20 protein-coding genes and 4 tRNA genes are annotated in these 22,514 nt (G+C 58.5%); 12 read left to right on the forward strand and 12 right to left on the reverse strand.

The features are described from left to right. Window position 1: 1 nt before the first annotated feature. Genes ACM1ZW_RS00520 through ACM1ZW_RS00535 form a run of 4 tightly spaced genes read left to right on the forward strand, consistent with a single transcriptional unit; the run spans window position 2 to window position 3,299 of the window. Window positions 2-838 (forward strand): ABC transporter permease, encoded by an 837-nt coding sequence (locus ACM1ZW_RS00520; RefSeq protein ID WP_162491084.1) that lies wholly within the window; start codon window positions 2-4, stop codon window positions 836-838. After that, window positions 825-1,625, forward strand: coding sequence for an ABC transporter permease (locus ACM1ZW_RS00525; protein ID WP_017337374.1), 801 nt, complete (start codon window positions 825-827; stop codon window positions 1,623-1,625). The genes ACM1ZW_RS00520 and ACM1ZW_RS00525 overlap by 14 nt, the downstream gene beginning before the upstream one ends. After that, complete coding sequence (locus ACM1ZW_RS00530) at window positions 1,622-2,611, forward strand: ABC transporter ATP-binding protein (protein WP_416740000.1); 990 nt, start codon at window positions 1,622-1,624, stop codon at window positions 2,609-2,611. The genes ACM1ZW_RS00525 and ACM1ZW_RS00530 overlap by 4 nt, the downstream gene beginning before the upstream one ends. 34 nt (window positions 2,612-2,645) lie before the next feature. Further along, on the forward strand, window positions 2,646-3,299 hold the full coding sequence (locus ACM1ZW_RS00535; protein ID WP_017337372.1) for an HAD family hydrolase: 654 nt from the start codon (window positions 2,646-2,648) through the stop codon (window positions 3,297-3,299). 98 nt (window positions 3,300-3,397) lie between these two features. Here the strand turns inward: ACM1ZW_RS00535 and ACM1ZW_RS00540 are convergent, their stop codons facing one another. Continuing rightward, on the reverse strand, window positions 3,398-4,360 hold the full coding sequence (locus ACM1ZW_RS00540) for a zinc-binding dehydrogenase (protein WP_017337371.1): 963 nt from the start codon (window positions 4,358-4,360) through the stop codon (window positions 3,398-3,400). 138 nt (window positions 4,361-4,498) lie between these two features. On the opposite strand from ACM1ZW_RS00540, the gene ACM1ZW_RS00545 reads away from it, so the two are divergent. The 3 genes from ACM1ZW_RS00545 (at window position 4,499) to ACM1ZW_RS00555 (ending at window position 9,710) form a co-directional block, all read left to right on the forward strand. Beyond that, window positions 4,499-6,580 (forward strand): carboxy terminal-processing peptidase, encoded by a 2,082-nt coding sequence (locus ACM1ZW_RS00545; protein ID WP_162491070.1) that lies wholly within the window; start codon window positions 4,499-4,501, stop codon window positions 6,578-6,580. Window positions 6,581-6,726: 146 nt separating this feature from the next. Further along, the gene (locus ACM1ZW_RS00550) at window positions 6,727-8,517 is read left to right on the forward strand and encodes a bifunctional diguanylate cyclase/phosphodiesterase (protein ID WP_017337369.1); all 1,791 of its coding nucleotides are present in this window, start codon (window positions 6,727-6,729) and stop codon (window positions 8,515-8,517) included. 230 nt (window positions 8,518-8,747) lie between these two features. Beyond that, entirely contained in the window at window positions 8,748-9,710 is a 963-nt protein-coding gene (locus ACM1ZW_RS00555) for an IS110 family transposase (protein ID WP_017341458.1), read from the forward strand. A gap of 116 nt (window positions 9,711-9,826) precedes the next feature. On the opposite strand, the gene ACM1ZW_RS00560 is transcribed toward ACM1ZW_RS00555, so the two are convergent. The 5 genes from ACM1ZW_RS00560 to ACM1ZW_RS00580 form a co-directional block, all read right to left on the reverse strand. After that, window positions 9,827-10,225, reverse strand: coding sequence for a hypothetical protein (locus tag ACM1ZW_RS00560; protein WP_017337368.1), 399 nt, complete (start codon window positions 10,223-10,225; stop codon window positions 9,827-9,829). Then, window positions 10,226-10,597, reverse strand: a complete 372-nt coding sequence (locus ACM1ZW_RS00565) for a hypothetical protein (RefSeq protein ID WP_003223109.1) — start codon at window positions 10,595-10,597, stop codon at window positions 10,226-10,228. Next, window positions 10,594-10,935 (reverse strand): helix-turn-helix domain-containing protein, encoded by a 342-nt coding sequence (locus ACM1ZW_RS00570; protein ID WP_017337367.1) that lies wholly within the window; start codon window positions 10,933-10,935, stop codon window positions 10,594-10,596. The genes ACM1ZW_RS00565 and ACM1ZW_RS00570 overlap by 4 nt, the downstream gene beginning before the upstream one ends. A 114-nt stretch (window positions 10,936-11,049) precedes the next feature. Further along, on the reverse strand, window positions 11,050-11,505 hold the full coding sequence (locus ACM1ZW_RS00575) for a YkvA family protein (RefSeq protein WP_017337366.1): 456 nt from the start codon (window positions 11,503-11,505) through the stop codon (window positions 11,050-11,052). A 293-nt stretch (window positions 11,506-11,798) separates the two neighbouring features. Further along, window positions 11,799-12,515 (reverse strand): FKBP-type peptidyl-prolyl cis-trans isomerase, encoded by a 717-nt coding sequence (locus tag ACM1ZW_RS00580; protein WP_017337365.1) that lies wholly within the window; start codon window positions 12,513-12,515, stop codon window positions 11,799-11,801. Between the two features lie 260 nt (window positions 12,516-12,775). Between ACM1ZW_RS00580 and ACM1ZW_RS00585 the strand changes: the two genes are divergently transcribed. Further along, window positions 12,776-14,593: a di-heme-cytochrome C peroxidase gene (locus ACM1ZW_RS00585; RefSeq protein WP_416740001.1), complete on the forward strand. Its 1,818-nt coding sequence runs from the start codon at window positions 12,776-12,778 to the stop codon at window positions 14,591-14,593. 29 nt (window positions 14,594-14,622) lie between these two features. Next, window positions 14,623-15,759, forward strand: a complete 1,137-nt coding sequence (locus ACM1ZW_RS00590) for a catalase family protein (protein WP_031318580.1) — start codon at window positions 14,623-14,625, stop codon at window positions 15,757-15,759. Window positions 15,760-15,894: 135 nt separating this feature from the next. Here ACM1ZW_RS00590 and ACM1ZW_RS00595 read toward each other — a convergent pair. The 4 genes from ACM1ZW_RS00595 to ACM1ZW_RS00610 form a co-directional block, all read right to left on the reverse strand. Then, window positions 15,895-15,971: transfer RNA gene (locus ACM1ZW_RS00595), tRNA-Asp, on the reverse strand. Window positions 15,972-15,990: 19 nt separating this feature from the next. Then, window positions 15,991-16,066: transfer RNA gene (locus tag ACM1ZW_RS00600), tRNA-Val, on the reverse strand. A gap of 188 nt (window positions 16,067-16,254) precedes the next feature. Next, window positions 16,255-16,331, reverse strand: a tRNA-Asp gene (locus tag ACM1ZW_RS00605). A gap of 19 nt (window positions 16,332-16,350) precedes the next feature. Continuing rightward, window positions 16,351-16,426 (reverse strand) — tRNA-Val (locus ACM1ZW_RS00610). A gap of 160 nt (window positions 16,427-16,586) precedes the next feature. Between ACM1ZW_RS00610 and rdgC the strand changes: the two genes are divergently transcribed. The 3 genes from rdgC (at window position 16,587) to sugE (ending at window position 19,062) form a co-directional block, all read left to right on the forward strand. After that, window positions 16,587-17,507 carry a recombination-associated protein RdgC gene (gene rdgC, locus ACM1ZW_RS00615; protein ID WP_017340046.1) on the forward strand — a complete coding sequence of 307 codons (921 nt, stop codon included), beginning with the start codon at window positions 16,587-16,589 and terminating at the stop codon, window positions 17,505-17,507. 155 nt (window positions 17,508-17,662) lie between these two features. After that, complete coding sequence (locus tag ACM1ZW_RS00620; RefSeq protein WP_017340047.1) at window positions 17,663-18,628, forward strand: bile acid:sodium symporter family protein; 966 nt, start codon at window positions 17,663-17,665, stop codon at window positions 18,626-18,628. 119 nt (window positions 18,629-18,747) lie between these two features. Continuing rightward, window positions 18,748-19,062, forward strand: coding sequence for a quaternary ammonium compound efflux SMR transporter SugE (gene sugE, locus ACM1ZW_RS00625; RefSeq protein WP_017340048.1), 315 nt, complete (start codon window positions 18,748-18,750; stop codon window positions 19,060-19,062). 77 nt (window positions 19,063-19,139) lie between these two features. On the opposite strand, the gene ACM1ZW_RS00630 is transcribed toward sugE, so the two are convergent. Both ACM1ZW_RS00630 and ACM1ZW_RS00635 read right to left on the reverse strand, forming a co-directional pair. Further along, entirely contained in the window at window positions 19,140-19,904 is a 765-nt protein-coding gene (locus tag ACM1ZW_RS00630; protein WP_416740002.1) for a TenA family transcriptional regulator, read from the reverse strand. A 78-nt stretch (window positions 19,905-19,982) separates the two neighbouring features. Next, on the reverse strand, window positions 19,983-22,442 hold the full coding sequence (locus ACM1ZW_RS00635; protein ID WP_416740003.1) for an EAL domain-containing protein: 2,460 nt from the start codon (window positions 22,440-22,442) through the stop codon (window positions 19,983-19,985). Window positions 22,443-22,514: the final 72 nt, after the last annotated feature.

Consider the following 22,514-nt stretch of genomic DNA (forward strand, 5'->3'; position numbering starts at 1 on the left):
CATGACTCGCGGCAAATGGCTGGCAGCCTTGTGCCTGGTGCCTTTCGCACTGTTCTTTATCGTGTTCGAGATCGCCCCGCTCGTCTGGGTGATGATCAACAGCCTTGAATCGGAAGAGTCCGGCTGGGGCCTGGCCAACTTCACCCGGATCTTCAGCTCGAAGTTCTACTTGCAGGCAATCCAGTACAGCCTCGAGATCAGCTTCTGGTCCAGCGTGTTCGGGATCATCATCGCGGTGCTTGGTGCGTATTCCCTGCGTCGGGTCGACTCGAAACTGCGCAACTTCGTCAACGCCTTCGCCAACATGACCAGTAATTTCTCCGGCGTGCCCCTGGCTTTCGCGTTCATTATCCTGCTGGGTTTCAACGGCAGCATCACCCTCATGCTCAAGCAGGCCGGGATCATTCAGGACTTCAACCTGTACTCGAAAACCGGGCTGATCATTCTTTACACCTACTTCCAGATTCCCCTGGGCGTGCTGCTGCTTTACCCGGCCTTCGACGCCCTGCGTGAAGACTGGCGCGAGTCCGCCGAACTGCTTGGCGCCAACGGCTGGCAATTCTGGCGACACATCGGTTTGCCGGTGCTGACGCCTGCGCTGCTCGGCACGTTCGTGATCCTGCTGGCGAACGCCCTCGGCGCCTACGCCACCGTGTACGCCCTCACCACCGGCAACTTCAACGTGATGACGATCCGTATTGCGGCGATGGTCTCGGGCGACATTTCCCTGGACCCGAACCTGGCCAGCGCTCTGGCCGTGGTACTGGTGGCGTTGATGACGCTGGTGACCGTCGTGCATCAGTTGCTGTTGAAGAGGAGCTACCATGTCTCGCGCTGAATTGGGCCCGGCCGGTGTTTATCACCGCGTCGTGGTGTACCTGCTGTTTGCCATTCTGTTACTGCCGCTGGTCGGCACCTTTATCTACTCGATTTCCAGCAGTTGGTCGGCAACCATTCTGCCCAGCGGTTTCAGCTTCAAATGGTACGTGCAGTTGTGGAGCGATCCGCGTTTCCTGAGTGCTTTCGGTCAATCGCTGCTGGTCTGCGTCGGTTCGCTGATCCTGGCGGTGGTGCTGATTTTGCCGCTGCTATTCGTGGTGCATTACCACTTCCCGAAACTCGACGCGTGGATGAACATCCTGATCCTGCTGCCCTTCGCGGTGCCGCCGGTGGTGTCGTCGGTGGGGTTATTGCAGCTTTACGGGTCGGGGCCGTTCGCGATGGTCGGCACGCCCTGGATTCTGATCGGCTGCTATTTCACTGTGGCGCTGCCGTTCATGTACCGGGCCATTACCAACAACCTGCAAGCCATCAACCTGCACGACCTGATGGACGCTGCCCAACTGCTCGGTGCCAGCACCTGGCAAGCAGCGTTCCTGGTCGTATTGCCGAACCTGCGCAAGGGTTTGATGGTGGCGTTGCTGCTGTCGTTCTCGTTCCTGTTCGGTGAGTTCGTGTTCGCCAACATCCTCGTCGGCACCCGCTACGAAACCCTGCAGGTCTACCTCAACAACATGCGTAACAGCAGCGGCCACTTCACCAGTGCGGTGGTGATTTCCTACTTCTTCTTTGTGCTGGTTCTGACCTGGGCGGCCAATATCTTGAACAAGGACAAAAGCGAATGAGCTATGTCAGCGTCCAACATCTGCAGAAAAACTACGCCGGCACCACGGTGTTCAGCGACATCAACTGCGAAATCCAGAAGGGTGAATTCGTCACCCTCCTCGGCCCGTCCGGTTGTGGCAAATCCACGCTTCTGCGCTGCATTGCCGGCCTGACATCGGTGGATGGCGGCAAGATCCTGCTCGATGGACACGATCTCGTACCACTGAGCCCGCAGAAGCGCGGGATCGGCATGGTATTCCAGAGCTATGCCCTGTTCCCCAACATGACCGTTGAGCAAAACGTCGCCTTCGGTTTGCGCATGCAAAAGGTCAACAGCGACGACAGCCAGAAGCGCGTTGCCGACGTGTTGAAACTGGTGGAGCTGAATGACTTTGCTGCGCGTTATCCCCATCAGTTGTCGGGGGGGCAATGCCAGCGTGTCGCCCTCGCCCGCTCATTGGTGACTCGCCCACGTCTGTTGTTGCTCGATGAACCGCTGTCAGCGCTCGATGCGCGCATTCGCAAGCACTTGCGCGAACAGATCCGTCAGATCCAGCGCGAACTCGGCCTGACCACGATCTTCGTCACACACGATCAGGAAGAAGCGCTGACCATGTCTGACCGGATTTTCCTGATGAATCAGGGAAAGATCGTACAGAGCGGCGACGCCGAAACCCTGTACACCGCCCCCGTGGATGTTTTTGCCGCCGGTTTCATCGGTAACTACAACCTGCTGGACGCCGACAGCGCCACGAAACTGCTGCAACGACCGATCGCGCATCGCATCGCGATTCGCCCGGAAGCCATCGAACTGAGCCTGAACGGCGAACTCTATGCACAAATACGCAGCCACAGCCTGCTGGGGAACGTGATCCGCTACCGGGTCGAGGCCCGTGGCGTGGAACTGGTGGTGGATGTGCTCAACCGCTCGGCGGCCGATCTGCATCCCGATGGTCAGCGTCTGGCGCTTTCCATCGATCCGACGGCCCTGTGTGAGGTAGCCTGATGCCTTTGCTGATGTTGAAGAGAGAACTGCACTGATGGCCCTGGCAATTTTTGATCTGGACGAAACCCTGATCCACGGCGACTGCGCCACCCTCTGGAGCGAGCAAATGGGCCGCCTGGGCTGGGTCGATCCCGAGTCGTTCATGCGGCAGAACAACGAATTGATGGACGCTTACAGCCACGGCAAGCTGCGCATGGAGGAATACATGACCTTCAGCCTCGAGCCGATGATCGGACGCACGCCGGAAGAGATCGACCATCTGGTGGGGCCGTGGGTGGAAGACTTCATCGAACCGATCATCTTCAGCGACGCCACCAAGGCCATCGCTGCGCACCGTAAGGCGGGTGACCGGATTCTGGTGATCTCGGCGTCGGGTACGCACCTGGTCAGGCCGATTGCCGATCGCTTGGGCATCGACGAGATTCTGGGTATCGAACTGGAGGTGCTGCATGGGGTTTACAGCGGCCACACCGTTGGCACGCTGACCTACCGCGAAGGCAAGATCACGCGCTTGCTGGAATGGCTGGATGCGGAAGAGGAAAACCTGGAAGGCGCGAGTTTCTATTCGGATTCACGCAATGATTTGCCGTTGTTGCTGAAAGTAGAATTCCCACACGTGGTGAACCCCGATCCGGTGTTGCTTGAGCACGCTGAAAAGGCTGGCTGGCCGATCCATACCTGGAAATAAAAGCAAAAGATCGCAGCCCGCAGCAGCGCCTACACTTGAATGACGAACATCCTGTAGGAGCTGCCGAAGGCAGCGATCTTTTCAAAGCATCCCCGATCTCAGGTCAGGCTTTCGTCGATCACCAGCACCAACTTCCCCGCCACCTTATTGGTCGCCAACTCGGCAAACGCCGCTTCCGCATCCTTGATCGGAAAAGTCTTCGCCAACTGCGGACTCAACCGCCCTTCGGCAAACAGCGGCCAGACATGCTGGCTCAAATCGCTGAACAGATCCGCCTTGAACTGGTCGTCACGACTGCGCAAAGTCGAACCCAGCAGCTGCACACGCTTGGCCAGCACCTGCGCCAGATCCAGCTTCGCTTCACGGCCACCCATCAAGCCGATCAGCACCCAACGGCCATCGCGGGCCAGCAGTTTCAGGTTCAGTGCGGCGTAGTTACCGCCGACCGGGTCGAGAATCACATCGAACGGACCCAGGTCGCTCAAGCTTTCAAGTTCGTCGGTGCGTACCGCGCCCCCCTGGGCACCCAGCGCTTCACAGTAAGCCAGCCGCTCGGCAGAACCGACGCTGACCCAGCACGGGCTGCCGAACGCCTTGCACAACTGAATGGCGGCTGAACCGATTCCACTTGCTCCGGCGTGCAGCAGAACTTTCTCACCGGGCTTGAGCCCCGCCAGATGAAATAAATTTAACCAAACGGTCGCATAGACTTCGGGTAGCGCTGCCGCCTCTACCAAGGACAATCCTTCGGGCACTGCCAGCACATGCCGTCCGTCGACAACCACCTCTTCGGCCATCCCACCCCCGGCCAGCAAGGCGCAGACACGATCACCCACCTGCCATGACGACCCCGGGCCGACCTCGCTGATCACCCCGGAACACTCCAGACCCAGTACCTGACTGGCCCCCGGCGGTGGCGGGTAAAGTCCCGCCTTCTGTAACAAATCGGCGCGATTGAGGCCCGCTGCCGCCACCCGAATGCGAACTTGCCCTACATCACATGTAGGACTGGGCTCATCAAGCCACTCCACTTGACCTTCCACGCCTTGCAATGCTTTCACAGTGCCTCCATAGTGAGTCTGGACTGAGCCCGAAGCTGTATCGCCGGGCTTTTTGCATTATGCGACCGGCCCTTGTGGAACCGGCGACTTCAAAGACGGCCTAATATGCGTTATCAATTGTCCCCGCGTCGAATCAGCATGAAGCATCTGTTCCCCAGCACCGCCCTCGCCCTATTTATTGGTATCGGCCTGATGCCGATGTCGAGCAATACGTTCGCAGCCAATAGTTGGGACAAGCTTCAGCCTGATCGTGACGAAGTGATCGCCAGCCTGAATGTCGTCGAGTTGCTCAAGCGCCACCACTACAGCAAGCCCCCGCTCGATGACGCACGCTCCGTGATCATCTACGACAGCTACCTCAAGCTGCTGGATCCGTCGCGCAGCTACTTCATGGCCAGCGACATTGCCGAATTCGACAAATGGAAAACCCAGTTTGACGACTTCCTCAAAAGCGGCGACCTCAATGCCGGTTTCACCATCTACAAGCGCTACCTGGACCGCGTAAAAGCGCGTCTGGACTTTGCCCTTGCAGAGCTGAACAAGGGCGTCGACAAGATCGACTTCACCGCCAAGGAAACCTTGCTGATCGACCGCAAGGACGCTCCTTGGCTCAAGTCCACCGCAGAGCTCGACGACCTGTGGCGCAAACGCGTCAAGGACGAGGTTTTGCGGCAGAAGATCGCGGGCAAGGACTCCAAGCAGATCCAGGAAACCCTGACCAAGCGCTACAAGAACCAATTGGCACGTCTGGACCAGACCCGCGCGGAAGATATCTTCCAGGCCTACATCAACACTTTCGCCATGTCCTACGACCCGCACACCAATTATCTGTCGCCGGATAACGCGGAAAACTTCGACATCAACATGAGCCTGTCCCTCGAGGGCATCGGCGCCGTGTTGCAGAGCGACAACGATCAGGTGAAAGTCGTGCGCCTGGTGCCTGCGGGCCCGGCCGACAAAACCAAGCAGGTCGCACCGGCCGACAAGATCATCGGCGTTGCCCAAGGCAACAAAGAGATGGTCGACGTGGTTGGCTGGCGCCTCGACGAAGTGGTCAAGCTGATCCGCGGTCCGAAAGGCACCGTGGTGCGACTGGAAGTCATCCCGGCCAGCAATGCGCCGAACGACCAGACCTCCAAGATCGTGCCGATCACCCGCGAAGCGGTGAAGCTTGAAGACCAGGCTGTCAAGAAGTCGGTCCTCAACCTGAAACAGGACGGCAAGGACTACAAGCTCGGCGTCATCGAGATACCGGCCTTCTACCTGGACTTCAAGGCCTTCCGTGCCGGCGATCCTGACTACAAGAGCACCACGCGCGACGTCAAGAAACTGCTGACCGAGCTGCAGAAGGACAAAGTCGACGGCGTGGTCATCGACCTGCGCAACAACGGCGGCGGTTCCCTGCAGGAAGCCACCGAGCTGACCAGCCTGTTCATCGACAAAGGTCCGACCGTTCTCGTGCGTAACGCCGACGGCCGGGTCGATGTGCTGGAAGATGAAAACCCGGGCGCGTTCTACAAAGGCCCGATGGCGTTGCTGGTCAACCGCTTGTCCGCCTCGGCTTCGGAGATTTTTGCCGGCGCCATGCAGGACTACCACCGCGCGCTGATCATTGGCGGCCAGACCTTCGGCAAAGGCACCGTGCAGACCATTCAGCCGCTGAACCATGGCGAACTGAAACTGACCCTGGCCAAGTTCTATCGGGTTTCCGGTCAGAGCACGCAGCATCAAGGCGTTCTGCCGGACATCGATTACCCGTCGATCATCGACACCAAGGAAATCGGCGAAAGCGCCCTGCCGGAAGCCATGCCGTGGGACACCATCCGCGCGGCGATCAAGCCGGCGAGCGATCCGTTCAAACCGTACATCACCCAGCTCAAATCCGAGCATGACGTGCGCACGGCCAAGGATGCGGAGTTCGTGTTCATCCGCGACAAACTCGCCCTGGCGCAGAAACTGATGGCGGAAAAGACCGTCAGCCTCAATGAAGCCGATCGTCGTGCACAACATACCGATATCGAAGCCAAGCAGCTGGTGATGGAAAATATCCGTCGCAAGGCCAAAGGCGAAGAGCCGCTCAAAGAGCTGAAGAAAGAAGACGAAGACGCACTCGCGGCCGAGCCGGACAAGACCAAACCAGAAGACGATGCCTACCTGAGCGAGACGGGTCGGATTCTGTTGGACTATCTGAAACTCAATACCGCGGTCGCCAAGCACTGAGTGGTGACAAGCAAGATGATGGCAATTTAATGCTGACGCTCCCGTAGCGTCATCAAACAGTCATCATTCTGTCGTGAAATAAAGGACTGGGAGCCTCTTTTTATCCAAGAGCGCTCCCAGTCCTTTTTTTATCGCCAGAGATCGCCATGACCACTACCGAACAGCTGGGTGCGTTGAGTTCAATACTGACTCAAAGCGGTTTGCACAGCCTGTTCCAGCCAATCATTTCGCTCTCTGAACGACGAATTATCGGCTACGAAGCCCTCAGCCGCGGCCCCTCCAACAGCCCGTTGCACTCGCCTGTCGCCTTGTTCGCCGTCGCCCGCCAGGCCGGCCGTTTGAACGAGCTGGAAATTGCCTGTCGCGAGAGCGCTTGCCGACGGTTCAATGAACAGCAACTGCCCGGCAAACTGTTTCTCAACGTATCGCCGGAATCCCTGCTCGAAGCCGCCCACCAGCCGGGTCGAACCCTGCAACTGCTACAGGATTTCGGCATACCGCCCAGCCAGGTGATTATCGAACTCACCGAACAGACCCCGATCGATGATTTCCAGCTGCTGCAAAACGCGCTGCACCACTATCGGGCAATGGGTTTCTCCATTGCACTGGATGATTTGGGGGCGGGTTATTCGAGCTTGCGCCTGTGGTCCGAGCTGCGGCCTGACTATGTGAAGATCGATCGGCACTTCATCGACGGTATTCATCAGGATGCACTCAAGCGCGAATTTGTCGGATCAATCATGCAAATCGCCAAAGCCTCCCGGGCGCAAGTGATTGCTGAAGGTATCGAACTGCCTGAGGAACTGGCCATATTGACCGATATGGGCGTCGATCTGGTCCAGGGCTATTTGCTCTGTCGGCCCCAGGAACATCCGCCCCGGGATGCTCGAAGCCTGATGCCCAAGCAGGACAGCTCCGCCGTGGCGCTGAATGACGAAGGCAGTGACCTCAGTGCCCTTTTGAAGGATCAGCCAGCGGTCGCGCGGGATACGCCGACCGCGACGGTACTGGAAGCCTTCCGTCGCCAGGCCAACCTGAACTCGCTGGCGGTGCTCGACGAACACGGCCATCCCTGCGGCATCGTTCACAGGCATTCGCTCTCGGACGCCCTGCTCAAACCCTTTGCCACCGACCTGTTCGCCCGCAAGCCCATCAGCCGCTTGATGAATGATGACTTTCTCGCCGTCGAGATGAGCCAGTCGCTGCAACAGGTCAGCCGCCTGATCACCAGCCGCGCCCGACAACGCATTGAAGAAGACTTCATCATTACCCTGAACGGCGGGTATCTGGGGTTGGGTCGGGTGATCGACGTACTGAAGCTGATTACCGAACTGAAGATCCAGCAGGCCCGCTACGCCAATCCGCTGACCCTGCTACCGGGCAACGTACCGATCCAGCAGTGCCTGACGCGCCTGCTGCAACAGCAACGGGAATCGGTGATCTGCTATGTGGACATTGACAGTTTCAAGCCCTTCAACGACATCTACGGCTACGGTCGTGGGGATGAAGTCCTGCTGTGTCTGGCGCAATGCCTGAATGATCGCGTCGACCCTTCCCGCGACTTTGTCGGCCATATCGGCGGCGATGATTTCCTGCTGGTGCTCGGCCCGGAAGACTGGCGTAAACGCTTGAACCAGTTGCTCGACGATTTCCAGAGCCAGTGCCGGCGCTTCTACCGCAGTGAACATCTGGAGGCAGGCTGCTTCATCGCCCCGAACCGCCAGGGAGTACGGCAGGAATTTGCGCTGCTGTCACTGTCGATCGGCGTGGTGCATTTACATCCACAGGCCTGTGGACAACTCGATGCGAGCCAGTTGGCGGAAATGGCGTCGCAGGCCAAGCATCACGCGAAGAATGTGCCGGGGTACAGCGTGCATGTGATTGACAGTTTGGCGCTGCCTGCGCGAGAGGATGAAGTGCTGATGGGGCAGCGATGACTGGGCGTAAGCCTTCGCGGGCAAGCTCGCTTGTATGTTTAGACTTGAAGGGGTGGGTGGGACTAAAGCTCGTCATCTGACTCTGACCAGTACAGACCGTGGGAGACTTCGTCCCACCCCTTCACCTAATGCGCCGATAAGGAATGCATCGGCTCGGACCGACGATAGAAACAAGCCAGCGCAACGGTGAACCCCGTCAAGTATCTAAACCCTAGCTCGGAGGGTGTGCCATGACAATCCTGGATTCGCAGGTGGTCGTCGGTGTGGATGTGGCGAAGGACGAGATCGTTATCTATCGATCCGACCTGGAAAAGACCCTAAATATCGCGAACAAGCGATCAACCTTGAAGCAATGGCTCAAGACGCTGCCAGCGCACAGCGCTATCGCGCTAGAAGCGACCAATATCTATCACCTTGATACAACGGAAATGGCCCATGAAATGGGCCATGACGTTTACGTCATCGATGGCAGTCGCCTCAACAAATACCGCGATGGAATAGGCATGAGGGCGAAAACAGATACGTTGGATGCCGAACTGCTGGCCCGTTACTTGAGCCGCGAATCCGACAGATTGAGGATCTGGAATCCGCCACCGAAGGCTTACACTCAAATGAAAAGCCTGCTTCGCCGTCGGGCTCAGTTGGTCCGGGCCTGTGTTGCACTCAAGCAGAGCTGGAAAAACGAATCCTTGCTGAAAGAGCACTTCAACCAGCTTCTGGCCGCCATTGCCCAGTTCGAAAAGATGATTCAGAAAACGCTCAAGGAAATTGCTGAGGAAGGTGGGATTGATGATCAGGTGAAGCGTTGCCAGGCCATCGAGGGCGTAGGGCTCCTGACGGCCACCGCAGCGGCCACTGCTTTTATGCGTGGGGAATTTGCCAACAGCGACGAGTACGTCGCTTTCCTCGGCATGGATCCGCGTGTGAGGCAGTCAGGACAAAAGGATCAAAAGCGTCGACTCTCTAAACGAGGGGACTCGGAGTTCCGGCGCTTGTTTCACAATAGCGCTATGGCTGCCAGCCGTTCGCCGACCTGGAAGCCGTACTACGAACGCTATCTGGCCAGAGGTCTAAAAGGCACTCAGGCCTTGGTTATCCTGGCACGCAAGCTGGCCAGAGTGATGTTTGCCCTGATGAAAAACCAAACCGAATACAAGCCAAATTCTATGTTTGGGTGTTCCCCCCAAACATAGAATCTCCCACAGGGTTTGGTGTCGAACGCAACATTCACCATCGACACAAGAACTGTGGGAGCGTGGCTTGCCCGCGAAGGCGTCAGACCGGCCGACTCAGATCAAGAGGTTCACCCTTAACCGCGAGACGCCAACTCTTTCAGCTTCATCTCAGCCAACGGATGCCCGGCCTTCGCGGCCATTTCCCAAAATCGCGCCGCTTCAACCGGATCCGGCGCCTTGCTCGCCGTCCCGGCCAGGCAGATCACGCCCACCTGATACGCCGCCTTGCCATCCCCCGCCAACGCCGCCAGGCGCAGCAAGCGAACGCCTTCCTCACGAGCCCCCAGGCCAACGCCGCGAAAGGCCAGGATGTGGCCATAGAAGCTTTGAGCACTGACGTCACCCAGATTGGCCATGCGTGCGAACTGGCCTTCGAGCCAGCGCCAGCCACGGGGCTGGCGCACGAACCATGTCCAATGAAACAACCTGCGGGCCAACCAGTAACCGGCTCGCGCCTTGAGCTTTAAAAACACTCAGGCTTCCGCCGATTCGGGGTATTCGTATTCGAAGACTCGCACCACTTCCGAGGCATGCCACGAGGCGGCAGCAACACCATCGGACGGCCCGGAGAAACGCCCCAGGCGCTCGACACATTCGAAGAACCCAGTGCGCGGCAGGCGACTGGCGCCCTGACTGATCACCAGCGAGCTGCGCAATGGCTGCTCGGCCTTGGCGTCCAGTGCGGCCAGGTGTTCAAGGGCGGCGGTCAGGGTTTGCATTGCCGGCGTGGGCAATTGCAAACGCTCGAGCAGCGCTCGATAGGTCAATAAATGGCGCTGGCGGCGCGCCTGATCCAGCTCGCCCAGCAACCCGTCCCAATGTTGACGACTGATGCGTACGCTCACGATTCTTCCCTCCACCCTGGCACCGTCAATTCCCAGGCCAGGCTGCGGCGAATCGCAGCGTCGGGTTGACGCTCACCACTTTCGATCAAGGCCAGATAAGACGGGCTGATGCCTACCGTGCGGGCGAGCGCCTCAATGGCGATGCCCTTCCCTTCGCGCAAACTGCGTAGTTGATCCAGACCTGGAAGAATCTGGTCTGGTGCTGCGGCGTGACGCACTGGCGCGTCAGGTGCCGGTTGTTCATTGATGCCTGCTGCTTTCAGTAGAGCCTGATACTGAGCCCACGGCAGAACCGCATATTCGGGCTCGCCTTCGCGTGTGATTATCTGAATATCCATGACTTCCCCGTAGGACAACGACACTTAGCGAGTCGGCGCTTTTCCCTAGAAGTGTAATCCTAACAGCGGCCAAGGTCGCGGGGGGTATGAATATAGGGATGATCCTGAATCGGCTCAGTTTTTTTTCGGTCCCTGAAGCTGAAGTTGCTCCGGGGTGTCGGGCAGTCGCTCGACCACCGCGAGTTTTTCCGGCAACTGGCGGTTGCGCCATGCGCGGAAAGCATTGAGCTCGTCATCGAGGACTTTCATCAGCCAGGCGAGCACGGCGATATCATCGAGCATGCCGAACACCGGGATGAAATCCGGAATCGCATCCACCGGGCTCAGGAAGTACATCAGGCCTGCCACCACCGAGATCAGCGCTTTCGGGCTGATGGCGCGGTACTCGCCACGCCAGTACGCCAGGCACAGCGCCTGCAGCAGGCGCAGGTCGTCTTTGAGCTTGCCCAATCGGTTGCCCTGGCTGGCGCCTTTGCTGGCCACCGCGAACAACAGCGTCGGCAATCGTCCGCGGGCGAGCAGGCGGCCGGCCAATGGCAGGAAACGAGCGAAATTCCAGGGTGCTTTCATCATTCCTCCCACTGAAATGTTATCCACACAAATTGTGGATAACCTTGTGAACAGACCTGCATTTCACGGCTGAAAGCCCCGTTTCATAAGGGCTTTGCTCAGATCGGGCGTTTTTTACTCACATAAAAAAACCCAAGATTTCATTGACTTGGCGCTCTGACGCGGTTAGCGCGGGCGTCCTCAATGGCTATGACTCCAGCGTACCGCGTCCGTTCGCTTTGTTTACCCTCACCAACCGCCAGATGCAACAACGCCCCGCATAAGCGAGGCGTTGTTGTCAGAGCAGACGCTGATTACTTCGCGGCGTCGTCTTGCTTGGCTGGATCCTTGATCGCCAGCAGTTCCAGGTCGAATACCAGCACCGAGTTGGCTGGAATCGCCGGGCTTGGGCTTTGGGCGCCGTAAGCCAGTTCGCTAGGGATGTACAGTTTGTACTTCTCGCCAACGTGCATCAGTTGCAGGCCTTCGACCCAACCCGGAATCACGCCGCTAACCGGCAGATCGATCGGACTGCCGCGCTCGACGGAGCTGTCGAAGACGGTGCCGTTGGTCAGGGTGCCGGTGTAGTGAACAGTCACCACGTCAGTCGGCTTAGGCTGTGGGCCATCCGCTTTTTTGATCACTTCGTATTGCAGGCCCGAAGCAGTGGTGGTGACACCGGCTTTCTTGGCGTTGTCTTCGAGGAATTTCTTGCCGGCGGCTGCCGACTCTTCACTCATTTTGGCCATGCGCTCTTCAGCGCGCTTTTGCAGCGCGGCGAAGGCTTCGACGAGTTCTTCGTCCTTCAGCTTCTGTTCTTTCTTGCCGACGGCATCTTCGATGCCCTGGGCTACGGCTTTGGAATCCAGGTCATCCATGCCTTCCTGAGCCAGGCTCTTGCCCATGTTCAGGCCAATCCCGTAGGAAGCTTTTTGCGCCGGGGTTTTCAGCTCTACGCTGGTCTGCGAATCACAACCCGCAAGTACCAGGCTAACCAGGGCCACCGCCGCCGCCAACCGATGCTGTTTCATGCTATTTCCTTGTTCATGCGCCTAAAGGGCAATCGAGTAAAGCCGCGAGCTTATCAGGCGGCCACGACCAATGGCTACCGGCATGAGAGCAGGAAACTTCTGATAAGTTCAGGTGTTTTAACGCATTTCCGGAATCAGATGATGAAGCCTCTGTCATCTTCGCCTCACAGACACAACTGAGCAGTCCCACAACATCTGGCGTAATGGCCACTTGCCGCACGCCTGTAGCTGAGGCATAAGAGAGCGACAAATCGACAAGGATGTTTATCTTGCACCTCTTTTATCGCTTGCTGGTTCTGATCGTTCTGTTGCTGGGCGTGTGCCTGGCCGTGATTCTGTATTACGTCGCCAACCCGAAATTGCCGACCTGGACGCCTGCGCAGCAGGTGCATTATCTCGAGCAGTGGAGCGCGACGGACCGCCAGACCTACTACTTCACGCCTCAAGGCACCCAAGTCAAAGGCTTGCGCTACGACTGGTTCAACGCGCTCGAACTGCCTTTTTCGCAACAGCGCTTTGCCGCTCCGGAATACCTCGCACGCTTCGGTTTTCTGGTCGATCCCGCGCAGAAAGCCACGCCCAATAACCCCGGCAACCTGCCCGTGGGCTTTGCCCGTCATCAAAACCCAGGCAGCCCGGATCAGTTTCTGGACATTACCTGTGCCGCCTGCCACACCGGCGAGTTGCGTTTCAACGGCCAGGCTATCCGCATCGATGGTGGTTCGGCACAGCACGTCTTGCCTTCCAGCGTTCCGACACTGCGCGGTGGCAGTTTCGGACAGGCACTGGTCGCCAGTCTCGCTTCGACTTACTACAACCCATGGAAATTCGAACGTTTCGCTCGCAACGTGCTGGGCCAGGACTACGACGCCCGGCATCAACAACTGCGTAAAGACTTCAAGACCTCTCTCGACACCTTCCTGAAAGTCGCCTGGAACGACACCCACCGCGGGCTCTACCCGACCGAGGAAGGCCCTGGCCGTACCGACGCGTTCGGACGCATTGCCAACGCCAGTTTCGGTGACGCGATATCACCCACCAACTATCGGGTAGCCAACGCGCCGGTCGACTATCCACAACTGTGGGACATGTGGACCTTTGACTGGGTCCAGTGGAACGGCTCGGCACAGCAGCCTATGGCGCGCAATATCGGTGAGGCCCTGGGGGTAGGCGCCACGCTGAACTTCTTCGACAGCAACGGGCAGCCCCTCAAGGGCGACAATCGCTACCCGTCCAGCGTCCGGGTGCGCGATTTACACCAGATCGAAGAAACCCTGCAGCGACTCAAGCCGCCGGCCTGGCCGGAAGCCCTGCTGGGTGCCATCGACAAACCGCTGGCGGCCAAGGGGCGTGCGCTGTTTGCAGAGAACTGCGCCGGTTGCCACGTTCCGCGGGCGACCCAGGAAGGCGAACGCTGGGTACAGCATTTGCACATGCTGCCCGTCGACGTCATCGGCACCGATCCGACTGCCGCGAACAACATCGCCAACCACCGTTTCGATCTGACGGCTCTGCAATGGGACCCGGCGGAGCTTGCGCAAATGGACGTCAAGTTGCACCCCGAACCCAAGGAACCGCTGGATCTGAGCCAGCTGTCAGTGGCCAAGGGCCTGGCCTACGTCACTGCGTTCGTAGAAAACCGCGCTTACCGTGAGGCCAAGGTCACAGCGGAGGAGAAACCCAAGCTCGACGGTTTCGGCCTGCCGATCGGCGTTCGAGAAAAAGTGGCCTACAAGGCGCGGCCACTGGCGGGCGTGTGGGCGACGGCGCCGTTTCTGCATAATGGTTCGGTGCCGAGCATTTACCAACTGCTATCGCCCCAGGATGAACGCGCGACCACTTTCTACAAAGGCACGTTCGACTACGACCCGCGACACCTGGGCTATCGCACCGAAGCCTTCACCAACGCATTCCTCTTCGACACGCGCTTGACCGGCAACCACAACAGTGGCCACGAATTCCGCGCCGGTGAGCGTGGCAACGGAGTGATCGGCCGGTTGTTGCAACCCGAGGAGCGCTGGGCGCTGTTGGAGTACCTGAAAGTGTTGGGCGGCCCGCTGGAGGCGCAACTGCCATGATCATGACCACCTTCAAAAAGGATTTGCCGATGCTCGCCCGATTCTGGTTGTGGCTGGGCCGCCTGCTCGGCAAAACCCTGCTGATTCTGCTGTGCGTCGGCCTGCTCGGATGGGCGCTGGTCACTGCCTGGTATGCCTGGCAGCACCGCGGCCCGGTCTCGGCACTGGAGCAGATTCCGGAGGGCGAAGCCGCCATGACCCGGGATGTGATTCAGACTGCCGTGCGCATTGTCGACCAGCACCGTGAAAGCACCCGCTACCTGCGCGACGCCCACGCCAAGGCCCATGGCTGCGTGAAAGCCGAGGTACAGGTGTTGCCGGAACTGGCGCAGGACCTGCGCCGCGGCGTCTTCAGCGAACCGGGCAAGCGCTGGCAGGCGACCATGCGCCTGTCCAACGGCAACGCTTATCCGCAGTTCGACAGCATTCGGGATGCCCGGGGCATGGCGATCAAATTGTTGGATGTGCCGGGCAAGCCACTGCTGGGCGATCGCCAAGGGCAACACGAGCAGGACTTTGTGATGTTCAGCCATCCGAACTTCTTTGTCAGCGATGTCGCCGAGTACCGTCAGAATGTCGCGGCTCAGGCTGACGGAAAAAAGATCATGGCGTTTTTTCCTGGCTGGGATCCGCGCACCTGGCAGGTCCGTCATTTGTTCATCGCCCTGGCGACACTGTCCCCGCCGCCGGAAAGCCCGACACGCACCACTTATTTTTCGGTATCGCCGTATAAATTCGGCGAGGCCAACGCCAAGTTCCGGGTGATGCCGGATTCGGACAACTGCCCGGCCTACACCTTGCCCAAGCAGAACCAGGATCTGCCGAACTTCCTGCGCAGCGCCCTGACTCAACAGTTGTCCACGGACCGGGTGCCGGCGTGTTTTGTCTTGCAGATCCAGCGCCAGGATGCGAACAGGTTCATGCCGATCGAAGACACCAGCATCGAGTGGCGCGAGCAGGATGCGCCGTTCGAAACCGTGGCCCGGATCACCCTGCCCCCTCAGGACTTCGACACCCCGGCGCAAAATCTGCAATGCGACAACCTGTCATTCAATCCATGGTTCGGCCTGGAGGCTCATCGTCCGATTGGCGGTATCAACCGGCTGCGCAAAGCCGTGTACGAAGCGGTCAGCGACTACCGGCACAGTCGAAACGCCGAGCAGTAAGCAGAAACGAAAAAAGCGACCCGCGGGTCGCTTTTTCAATGGAAGCCAGCAAAGCCAAACTCCAGACAGCAAAAAGCCCGCATTGAGCGGGCTTTCCGTGGTGACCTGGCGTTCAGCGTTCCAGATTACCGAATATGGCGCAGCGGACGGGACTCGAACCCGCGACCCCCGGCGTGACAGGCCGGTATTCTAACCGACTGAACTACCGCTGCGCGTAGCGTTGAAAGTAAGTGGTGGGTGATGACGGGATCGAACCGCCGACATTCTGCTTGTAAGGCAGACGCTCTCCCAGCTGAGCTAATCACCCTTTACCTTCGTTGCGGGGCGCATTGTGCCACAGATTTTCATAACGTGTTGATTTAATTGATAAATAACTCAAAAAAATCTGAAAACCGGTGAAACGACGCATCCTGCAGGAACTTCAGGCAGAAAAAAACCCGCGTTAGCGGGCTTTTCCGTGGTGACCTGGCGTTCAGCGTTCCAGGTTACCGAATATGGCGCAGCGGACGGGACTCGAACCCGCGACCCCCGGCGTGACAGGCCGGTATTCTAACCGACTGAACTACCGCTGCGCGTAACACTTGAAGCGAATGGTGGGTGATGACGGGATCGAACCGCCGACATTCTGCTTGTAAGGCAGACGCTCTCCCAGCTGAGCTAATCACCCTTCACTTTCGGTGTGGCGCGCATTCTACGGAGCGACCTCACCTCTGGCAAGCACTTTTTTAAATAATTTTTTCAGGCCTTCCAAAGGCTTAGAGAAGGGTTGGCCTATGGCGCCACGAAGAGAATAATGCCCCACTTTGTATAAAGGAGAGACTCGCCCCATGTGGTTCAAAAACCTGCTTATCTATCGCCTGACCCAAGATCTGCCTTTTGATGCCGAGGCGTTGGAAACTGCACTGGCCACCAAACTGGCGCGTCCTTGTGCAAGCCAGGAGTTGACCACCTACGGTTTCGTCGCGCCATTCGGCAAGGGCGAAGATGCACCTCTGGTGCACGTCAGCGGCGACTTCCTGCTGATCTCCGCGCGTAAAGAAGAGCGCATCCTGCCGGGCAGCGTCGTGCGCGACGCCGTGAAGGAAAAGGTCGAAGAGATCGAAGCCGAACAAATGCGCAAGGTCTACAAAAAGGAACGCGACCAGATCAAGGATGAAATCATCCAGGCCTTCCTGCCTCGCGCCTTTATCCGCCGTTCGTCGACCTTCGCAGCCATCGCACCGAAACAAGGTCTGATTCTGGTCAACTCGGCCAGCCCGAAACGCGCCGAGGACCTGCTGTCCACCCTGCGCGAAGTCATTGGCACACTGCCGGTGCGTCCACTGACCGTGAAAATGTCCCCGACCGCCACCATGACTGAATGGGTCACAACCCAGAAAGCCGCGGACGATTTCTTCGTGCTGGACGAATGCGAACTGCGCGACACCCACGAAGACGGCGGCATCGTGCGCTGCAAGCGTCAGGACCTGACCAGCGAAGAAATCCAGTTGCACTTGAGCACTGGCAAAGTGGTCACCCAGCTGTCGCTGGCGTGGCAAGACAAACTGTCTTTCGTCCTCGACGACAAGATGGTGGTCAAGCGCCTGAAGTTCGAGGATCTGCTGCAGGATCAGGCGGAACAGGACGGCGGCGAAGAAGCCCTCGGCCAACTGGATGCCAGCTTCACCTTGATGATGCTGACCTTTGGTGATTTCCTGCCGGCGCTGGTTGAGGCGTTGGGTGGGGAAGAGACACCTCAAGGCATCTGATTCTACAAATCGGCGGCGCCTGTAAAAGATCGCAGCCTGCAGCAGCGCCTACATGGGAATGCGTTTCCCTGTAGGCGCTGCTGCAGGCTGCGATCTTTTTTTGCCAGCGGCGTATGCTTAGCTCCCTAACGCTTTCTTACAATAAGGATCAGGCCATGCGTGCACTGGCTGCATTGAGTCGTTTTGTCGGCAACACCTTCGCTTACTGGGTTCTGATTTTCGCCGTCGTGGCCTTCTTGCAACCGACGTGGTTCATCGGCCTGAAAGGCGCCATCGTCCCGTTGCTGGGGCTGGTGATGTTCGGCATGGGCCTGACCCTCAAACTCGAAGACTTCGCTGAAGTCGCCCGCCATCCGTGGCGTGTGGCCCTGGGCGTCGTTGCACATTTCGTGATCATGCCCGGTGTGGCATGGTTGCTCTGCCAGGTTTTCCACTTGCCGCCGGAAATCGCCGTTGGCGTGATTCTCGTCGGCTGCTGCCCGAGCGGCACCTCGTCGAACGTGATGACCTGGCTGGCGCGTGGAGATCTGGCATTGTCGGTTGCCATCGCCGCCGTGACCACCCTCCTCGCTCCGCTGCTGACCCCTGCATTGATCTGGCTGCTGGCTTCGGCCTGGTTGCCGGTGTCGTTCATGGAGCTGTTCTGGTCGATCCTGCAAGTGGTGTTGTTGCCCATCGTGCTCGGCGTGGTCGCTCAGCGCCTGCTCGGCGCTCGGGTTCGCCACGCGGTGGAAGTGTTGCCGCTGGTTTCCGTGGTCAGCATCGTGATCATCGTCACCGCTGTCGTCGCTGCCAGCCAGGCGAAAATCGCAGAGTCCGGCCTGCTGATCATGGCCGTGGTCATGCTGCACAACAGCTTTGGTTACTTGCTCGGGTACTTCACCGGGCGTCTGTTCAAGCTGCCCTTGGCCCAGCGCAAATCCCTGGCACTGGAGGTCGGCATGCAGAACTCCGGTTTGGGCGCCGCGCTGGCCAGCGCGCATTTCTCACCGCTGGCGGCGGTGCCGAGTGCGTTGTTCAGTGTGTGGCACAACATTTCCGGAGCACTTCTCTCGACGTATTTCCGCCGGATGAGCGAGAAAGAAGATCGAGAGACAGCAGCTCGACAAGCAACCGAATAAGCGACCAGCTTGATCCCCGGTTTAATGATGGGCACTATATTGCGCAACGCGAGGACGACCTCGCGGCTCGATCGAGTCATTAATCTGGGGACGACCCCGTCAATCGATGGAGGTCTCTCATGTCCTGGGTCATTCTGTTTTTCGCCGGACTGTTCGAAGTAGGCTGGGCTGTCGGCCTGAAATACACCGATGGTTTCAGCCGCCCTCTTCCCACCGCATTGACCGTTGCCGCCATGGCCATCAGCCTTGGCCTGCTCGGCCTTGCCATGAAGGAACTGCCGCTGGGCACCGCCTATGCGATCTGGACCGGCGTGGGTGCGGTCGGCACGGTCATCGCCGGGATCATTCTGTTTGGTGAGTCCATGGCGCTGTTCCGGCTCGCCAGTGTGGCGTTGATCATTGCCGGGTTGATTGGATTGAAAGTCAGCACCTAGCCATTGCCGGCTCATACAAAGCCCGCTCCCCCGACAATACCGGGGGAGCGGGCTTTTTCACCAACATGAAAAACCGATCAGCTTTCGGCCAGCGCCCTGCGCTCACGCGCCGCGACCGGAGCCTTCTCCACAGGTTCAAGCTGCATGCAGCGTTCCAGGAACAGGAACATGTAGTCGTAGCTTTTGCACACCGCCTGACGCAACTCCGCCTGCAAGGACTTGCTCGGATTCAATCCTGCCAGCGTGCAGATGATTTCCAGCGCCTCCCATGGATGGGCGTCGTCGTACTGGGCATGCATCTTCAGCCACTTCATGGCCCGCTTGCGATCTTCCTCGGGGAACGCTGCCGCATAGACACCACTGGAGCAGACCAGCGCCGACCACTCACCTGTCGCGCCTTCAATGGCGTAGTTGGTGGCAGCAATGGCAACGATCAGCGAATCTGCCGAACTGGTGTGCCAGCACCAGTGGCTCAAGGCATGAAGTTCCGGGGCAACCTGTTGCGCCTGCAGATCTTCCAGGCTGACACCGTGAGCGCGGCTCCAGTGCACCCAGTAATCGGCGTGGTTCAATTCCACACGGATGTTGCGCATCAACCAGCGGCGCGCCATATCCTCGCCGGGGTGGCGGGCAAAACGGGTCTTGGTCAGGTTCTGGGCCATATATAACGCGAACTGTTCGACCACCGGCCAACCACCAATCAGGTAGTGACGCATGGTTTTGGCGCTGAGTTTATTGTCTCGCATGCGCCTGTACAGTTCGTGTTCGACAACCCGGCGTTTACTCTCGCTGCAATCCTGGATCAGTTGCTGAGCCCAGGCGGGGTAACTTGCAGCTTCCATGAGGGGGCCGGTTCTGTTGAATGTGTCGATCACTGTCGGGTTCCTTTTGATTGTGATTGTAAGGATCAGCAAGAGATTTCAACGGAACGTGCCAGGCGCCTTGAATAACAACGGCTGTGGCCTGGCAGGACGACTTTGCAAACTATCGCAGGTAAACAGATGCGGGCGCTCAATCACATACCCTTGAGCGTAATCCACCCCGATCTCAAGCAATGCCTGCTCGATCTGGGGTGTTTCAACAAACTCGGCAATCGTACGCTTACCCATGACATGCCCGATGTGATTGATCACTTCGACCATGGCGCGGTTAATCGGGTCGTCCAGCATATCCTTTACGAAACTCCCGTCGATCTTCAGGAAGTCTACAGGCAAATGTTTCAAGTAGGCGAATGAGGACATACCGGCGCAAAAGTCGTCCAACGAAAAGAGACAACCTAAGCCTTTGAGTTCATTAATAAATCTAATTGCACTTCCAAGATTGGAAATAGCGCTGGTTTCAGTAATTTCAAAACAAATCATTTCAGGCGGTATGGAGTAAGTAATGAACTGTTGACGCAGGAAGTCCAGGAATGCCTCATCTCCGATAGTTGTGCCTGACAGATTAATCGCACACATCGCCAACGGCCCTTTATGTTTCTCCGCTATACATTGGGCAATGATCTTGAAAACATTCTGCACAACCCAACGATCAAGCGAAGTCATCAGGCCATAACGTTCCGCCGCCGGAATAAAGCTGTCGGGCAATATCATGCGCCCGGCTTCATCATGCAGGCGCAACAGGATTTCGATATGACCGCCACCCTGTTCGACATGACCCAATGTGGCGATTTCCTGGGCATACAGACAAAAGCGGTTATCTTCCAGCGCCATGTGCAGGCGCTGCACCCAGGCCATTTCGCCAAAGCGCAGGGACAGTTCAGAGTCATCGGCGTGATAGACCTGGACCCGGTTGCGGCCCTTTTCCTTGGCCATGTAGCAGGCCATGTCGGCTGCGCGCAGCGACGTTTCGAGGGTGGTCGGGTGCTGATTGATATGCACCAGCCCGATGCTCACGGTGGTCACGAACGGCCGGCCTTTCCAGACGAAGTGCAGGTTCTGCACGGTCTGGCGCAGGCCCTCGGCGATTTTCTCTGCGGCTTCCGGCGCACAACTCTCCAGCAGGATGCCAAACTCGTCGCCGCCCAGGCGGGCCAGGGTATCGCCTTCGCGCAGCCCCGATTGCAGCAACGCGCAGATATGCCGCAACAACTCGTCTCCCGCCGCGTGGCCGCAGGTGTCGTTGACCAGTTTGAACTGATCCAGGTCGAGGAACATCAGGGCATGGCGCCCCACCTGCCGCGTCAGGTTATGCAGCACCTGCTCCAGCCGATACTCGAATTCGCGGCGGTTGGCGAGACCGGTCAGGGCATCATGGGTCGCCTGCCAGGACAGATTGGCAATGTACTGCCGCTCCTGGGTCATGTCGTGCAAGACCAGCACGGTGCCGCTGACCTTGCCGGCATTACGGATCGGCGCGCCAACCAGCGTGACCGACACTGTGCTGCCATCCAGGCGTTGAATCAGTTTGGAGTGTTCGCTGCCGCCGCTGAGCTGGCCGCTCAGGATGTGTTCGATCAGCGTAAAGCCGTCGGCCTGGGCGTTTTCGTCCAGCAGATTGAACAGCGCTGCCAAGGGCAACCCTGTCGCCTGCTCGGCCTTCCAGTGCGTCAACGCTTCGGCGGCCGGGTTCATGTAGGCAATTGCGCCGTCGACATTGGTGGTGATCACGCCATCGCCAATCGATTGCAGAGTGATCTGCGCGCGTTCTTTTTCCAGCTGCAGCGCGTCGGCGAAGGCATGGCGCTGCTTTAGCAGTTTGTGCGTGCGCATCAGGGCCAGGACAATCAAGCCCAGCGCCGTAGCAAGGTTGGTCACCAGCAACAGCCGCAGGATCATCCGCGAGCCTTCACCCAAGGCATCGCTGAAGGCCTTCGCCGCCGGTGTCACACTTTCGTTGATGACGAATATCTGATCCTTCCAGCGCTTGATATCGGCATCGGTGGCCTGGCCGGTAGTGATGCGCTGATGCATTTCCCGCGCAATGTCATCGAGTTGCACCAGATACGCGTCGCCTACCCTCCAGAGGTCAATGGCTTTCTCGTGATAACTGAAGTGCCGGAAATTGAGGTACAGCCAGATCACGCTGGACACGTCGTCCGGGTGGTTCCCACCCTTGAGAACCCCCTGGCGTGCCGCTTCGATGTCCGGAGGCTGATGGTCCAGCGCCAGACGCAACTCGTGGCCGCCCTGAGGCACGGCGATGGAGTTCTGGTATTTGAGGAATATCCTCTCGTCGCGACTGTCCGCGTAGAGGTTCAGGTAATAGATGGCGTCTTTCTGGCCCTTGGACCAGAGGCTTTCGCCAGCGACGTAGCCGCGCACCGCCGAAAGTACATAAAGGCTGACGCCGCCCAGCAAGGCTTGAAACAGCACGACGGCGATAAATGGCCAGACAATGCCCAACAACCGGGGCGTTCCGAGAGTCCGCGTTCGATTCATGAGGTCCCTTGTTTTAGCACTGCCCGATCATCATCCAACGTGATCGCTACAGCTAGACTAGGGTGCGTTTTC

The sequence above is a fragment of the Pseudomonas sp. NFX71 genome (assembly GCF_048079215.1).
GTDB lineage: Bacteria > Pseudomonadota > Gammaproteobacteria > Pseudomonadales > Pseudomonadaceae > Aquipseudomonas > Aquipseudomonas fluorescens_B.

Coding starts and splice junctions, on each gene's coding strand:
- ACM1ZW_RS00520 (WP_162491084.1), top strand. CDS start 2: ATGACTCGCGGCAAATGGCTGGCAGCCTTGTGCCTGGTGCCTTTCGCA.
- ACM1ZW_RS00525 (WP_017337374.1), top strand. CDS start 825: ATGTCTCGCGCTGAATTGGGCCCGGCCGGTGTTTATCACCGCGTCGTG.
- ACM1ZW_RS00530 (WP_416740000.1), top strand. CDS start 1,622: ATGAGCTATGTCAGCGTCCAACATCTGCAGAAAAACTACGCCGGCACC.
- ACM1ZW_RS00535 (WP_017337372.1), top strand. CDS start 2,646: ATGGCCCTGGCAATTTTTGATCTGGACGAAACCCTGATCCACGGCGAC.
- ACM1ZW_RS00545 (WP_162491070.1), top strand. CDS start 4,499: ATGAAGCATCTGTTCCCCAGCACCGCCCTCGCCCTATTTATTGGTATC.
- ACM1ZW_RS00550 (WP_017337369.1), top strand. CDS start 6,727: ATGACCACTACCGAACAGCTGGGTGCGTTGAGTTCAATACTGACTCAA.
- ACM1ZW_RS00555 (WP_017341458.1), top strand. CDS start 8,748: ATGACAATCCTGGATTCGCAGGTGGTCGTCGGTGTGGATGTGGCGAAG.
- ACM1ZW_RS00570 (WP_017337367.1), bottom strand. CDS start 10,935: ATGGATATTCAGATAATCACACGCGAAGGCGAGCCCGAATATGCGGTT.
- ACM1ZW_RS00575 (WP_017337366.1), bottom strand. CDS start 11,505: ATGAAAGCACCCTGGAATTTCGCTCGTTTCCTGCCATTGGCCGGCCGC.
- ACM1ZW_RS00580 (WP_017337365.1), bottom strand. CDS start 12,515: ATGAAACAGCATCGGTTGGCGGCGGCGGTGGCCCTGGTTAGCCTGGTA.
- ACM1ZW_RS00585 (WP_416740001.1), top strand. CDS start 12,776: ATGTTTATCTTGCACCTCTTTTATCGCTTGCTGGTTCTGATCGTTCTG.
- ACM1ZW_RS00590 (WP_031318580.1), top strand. CDS start 14,623: ATGCTCGCCCGATTCTGGTTGTGGCTGGGCCGCCTGCTCGGCAAAACC.
- rdgC (WP_017340046.1), top strand. CDS start 16,587: ATGTGGTTCAAAAACCTGCTTATCTATCGCCTGACCCAAGATCTGCCT.
- ACM1ZW_RS00620 (WP_017340047.1), top strand. CDS start 17,663: ATGCGTGCACTGGCTGCATTGAGTCGTTTTGTCGGCAACACCTTCGCT.
- sugE (WP_017340048.1), top strand. CDS start 18,748: ATGTCCTGGGTCATTCTGTTTTTCGCCGGACTGTTCGAAGTAGGCTGG.
- ACM1ZW_RS00630 (WP_416740002.1), bottom strand. CDS start 19,904: ATGGAAGCTGCAAGTTACCCCGCCTGGGCTCAGCAACTGATCCAGGAT.
- ACM1ZW_RS00635 (WP_416740003.1), bottom strand. CDS start 22,442: ATGAATCGAACGCGGACTCTCGGAACGCCCCGGTTGTTGGGCATTGTC.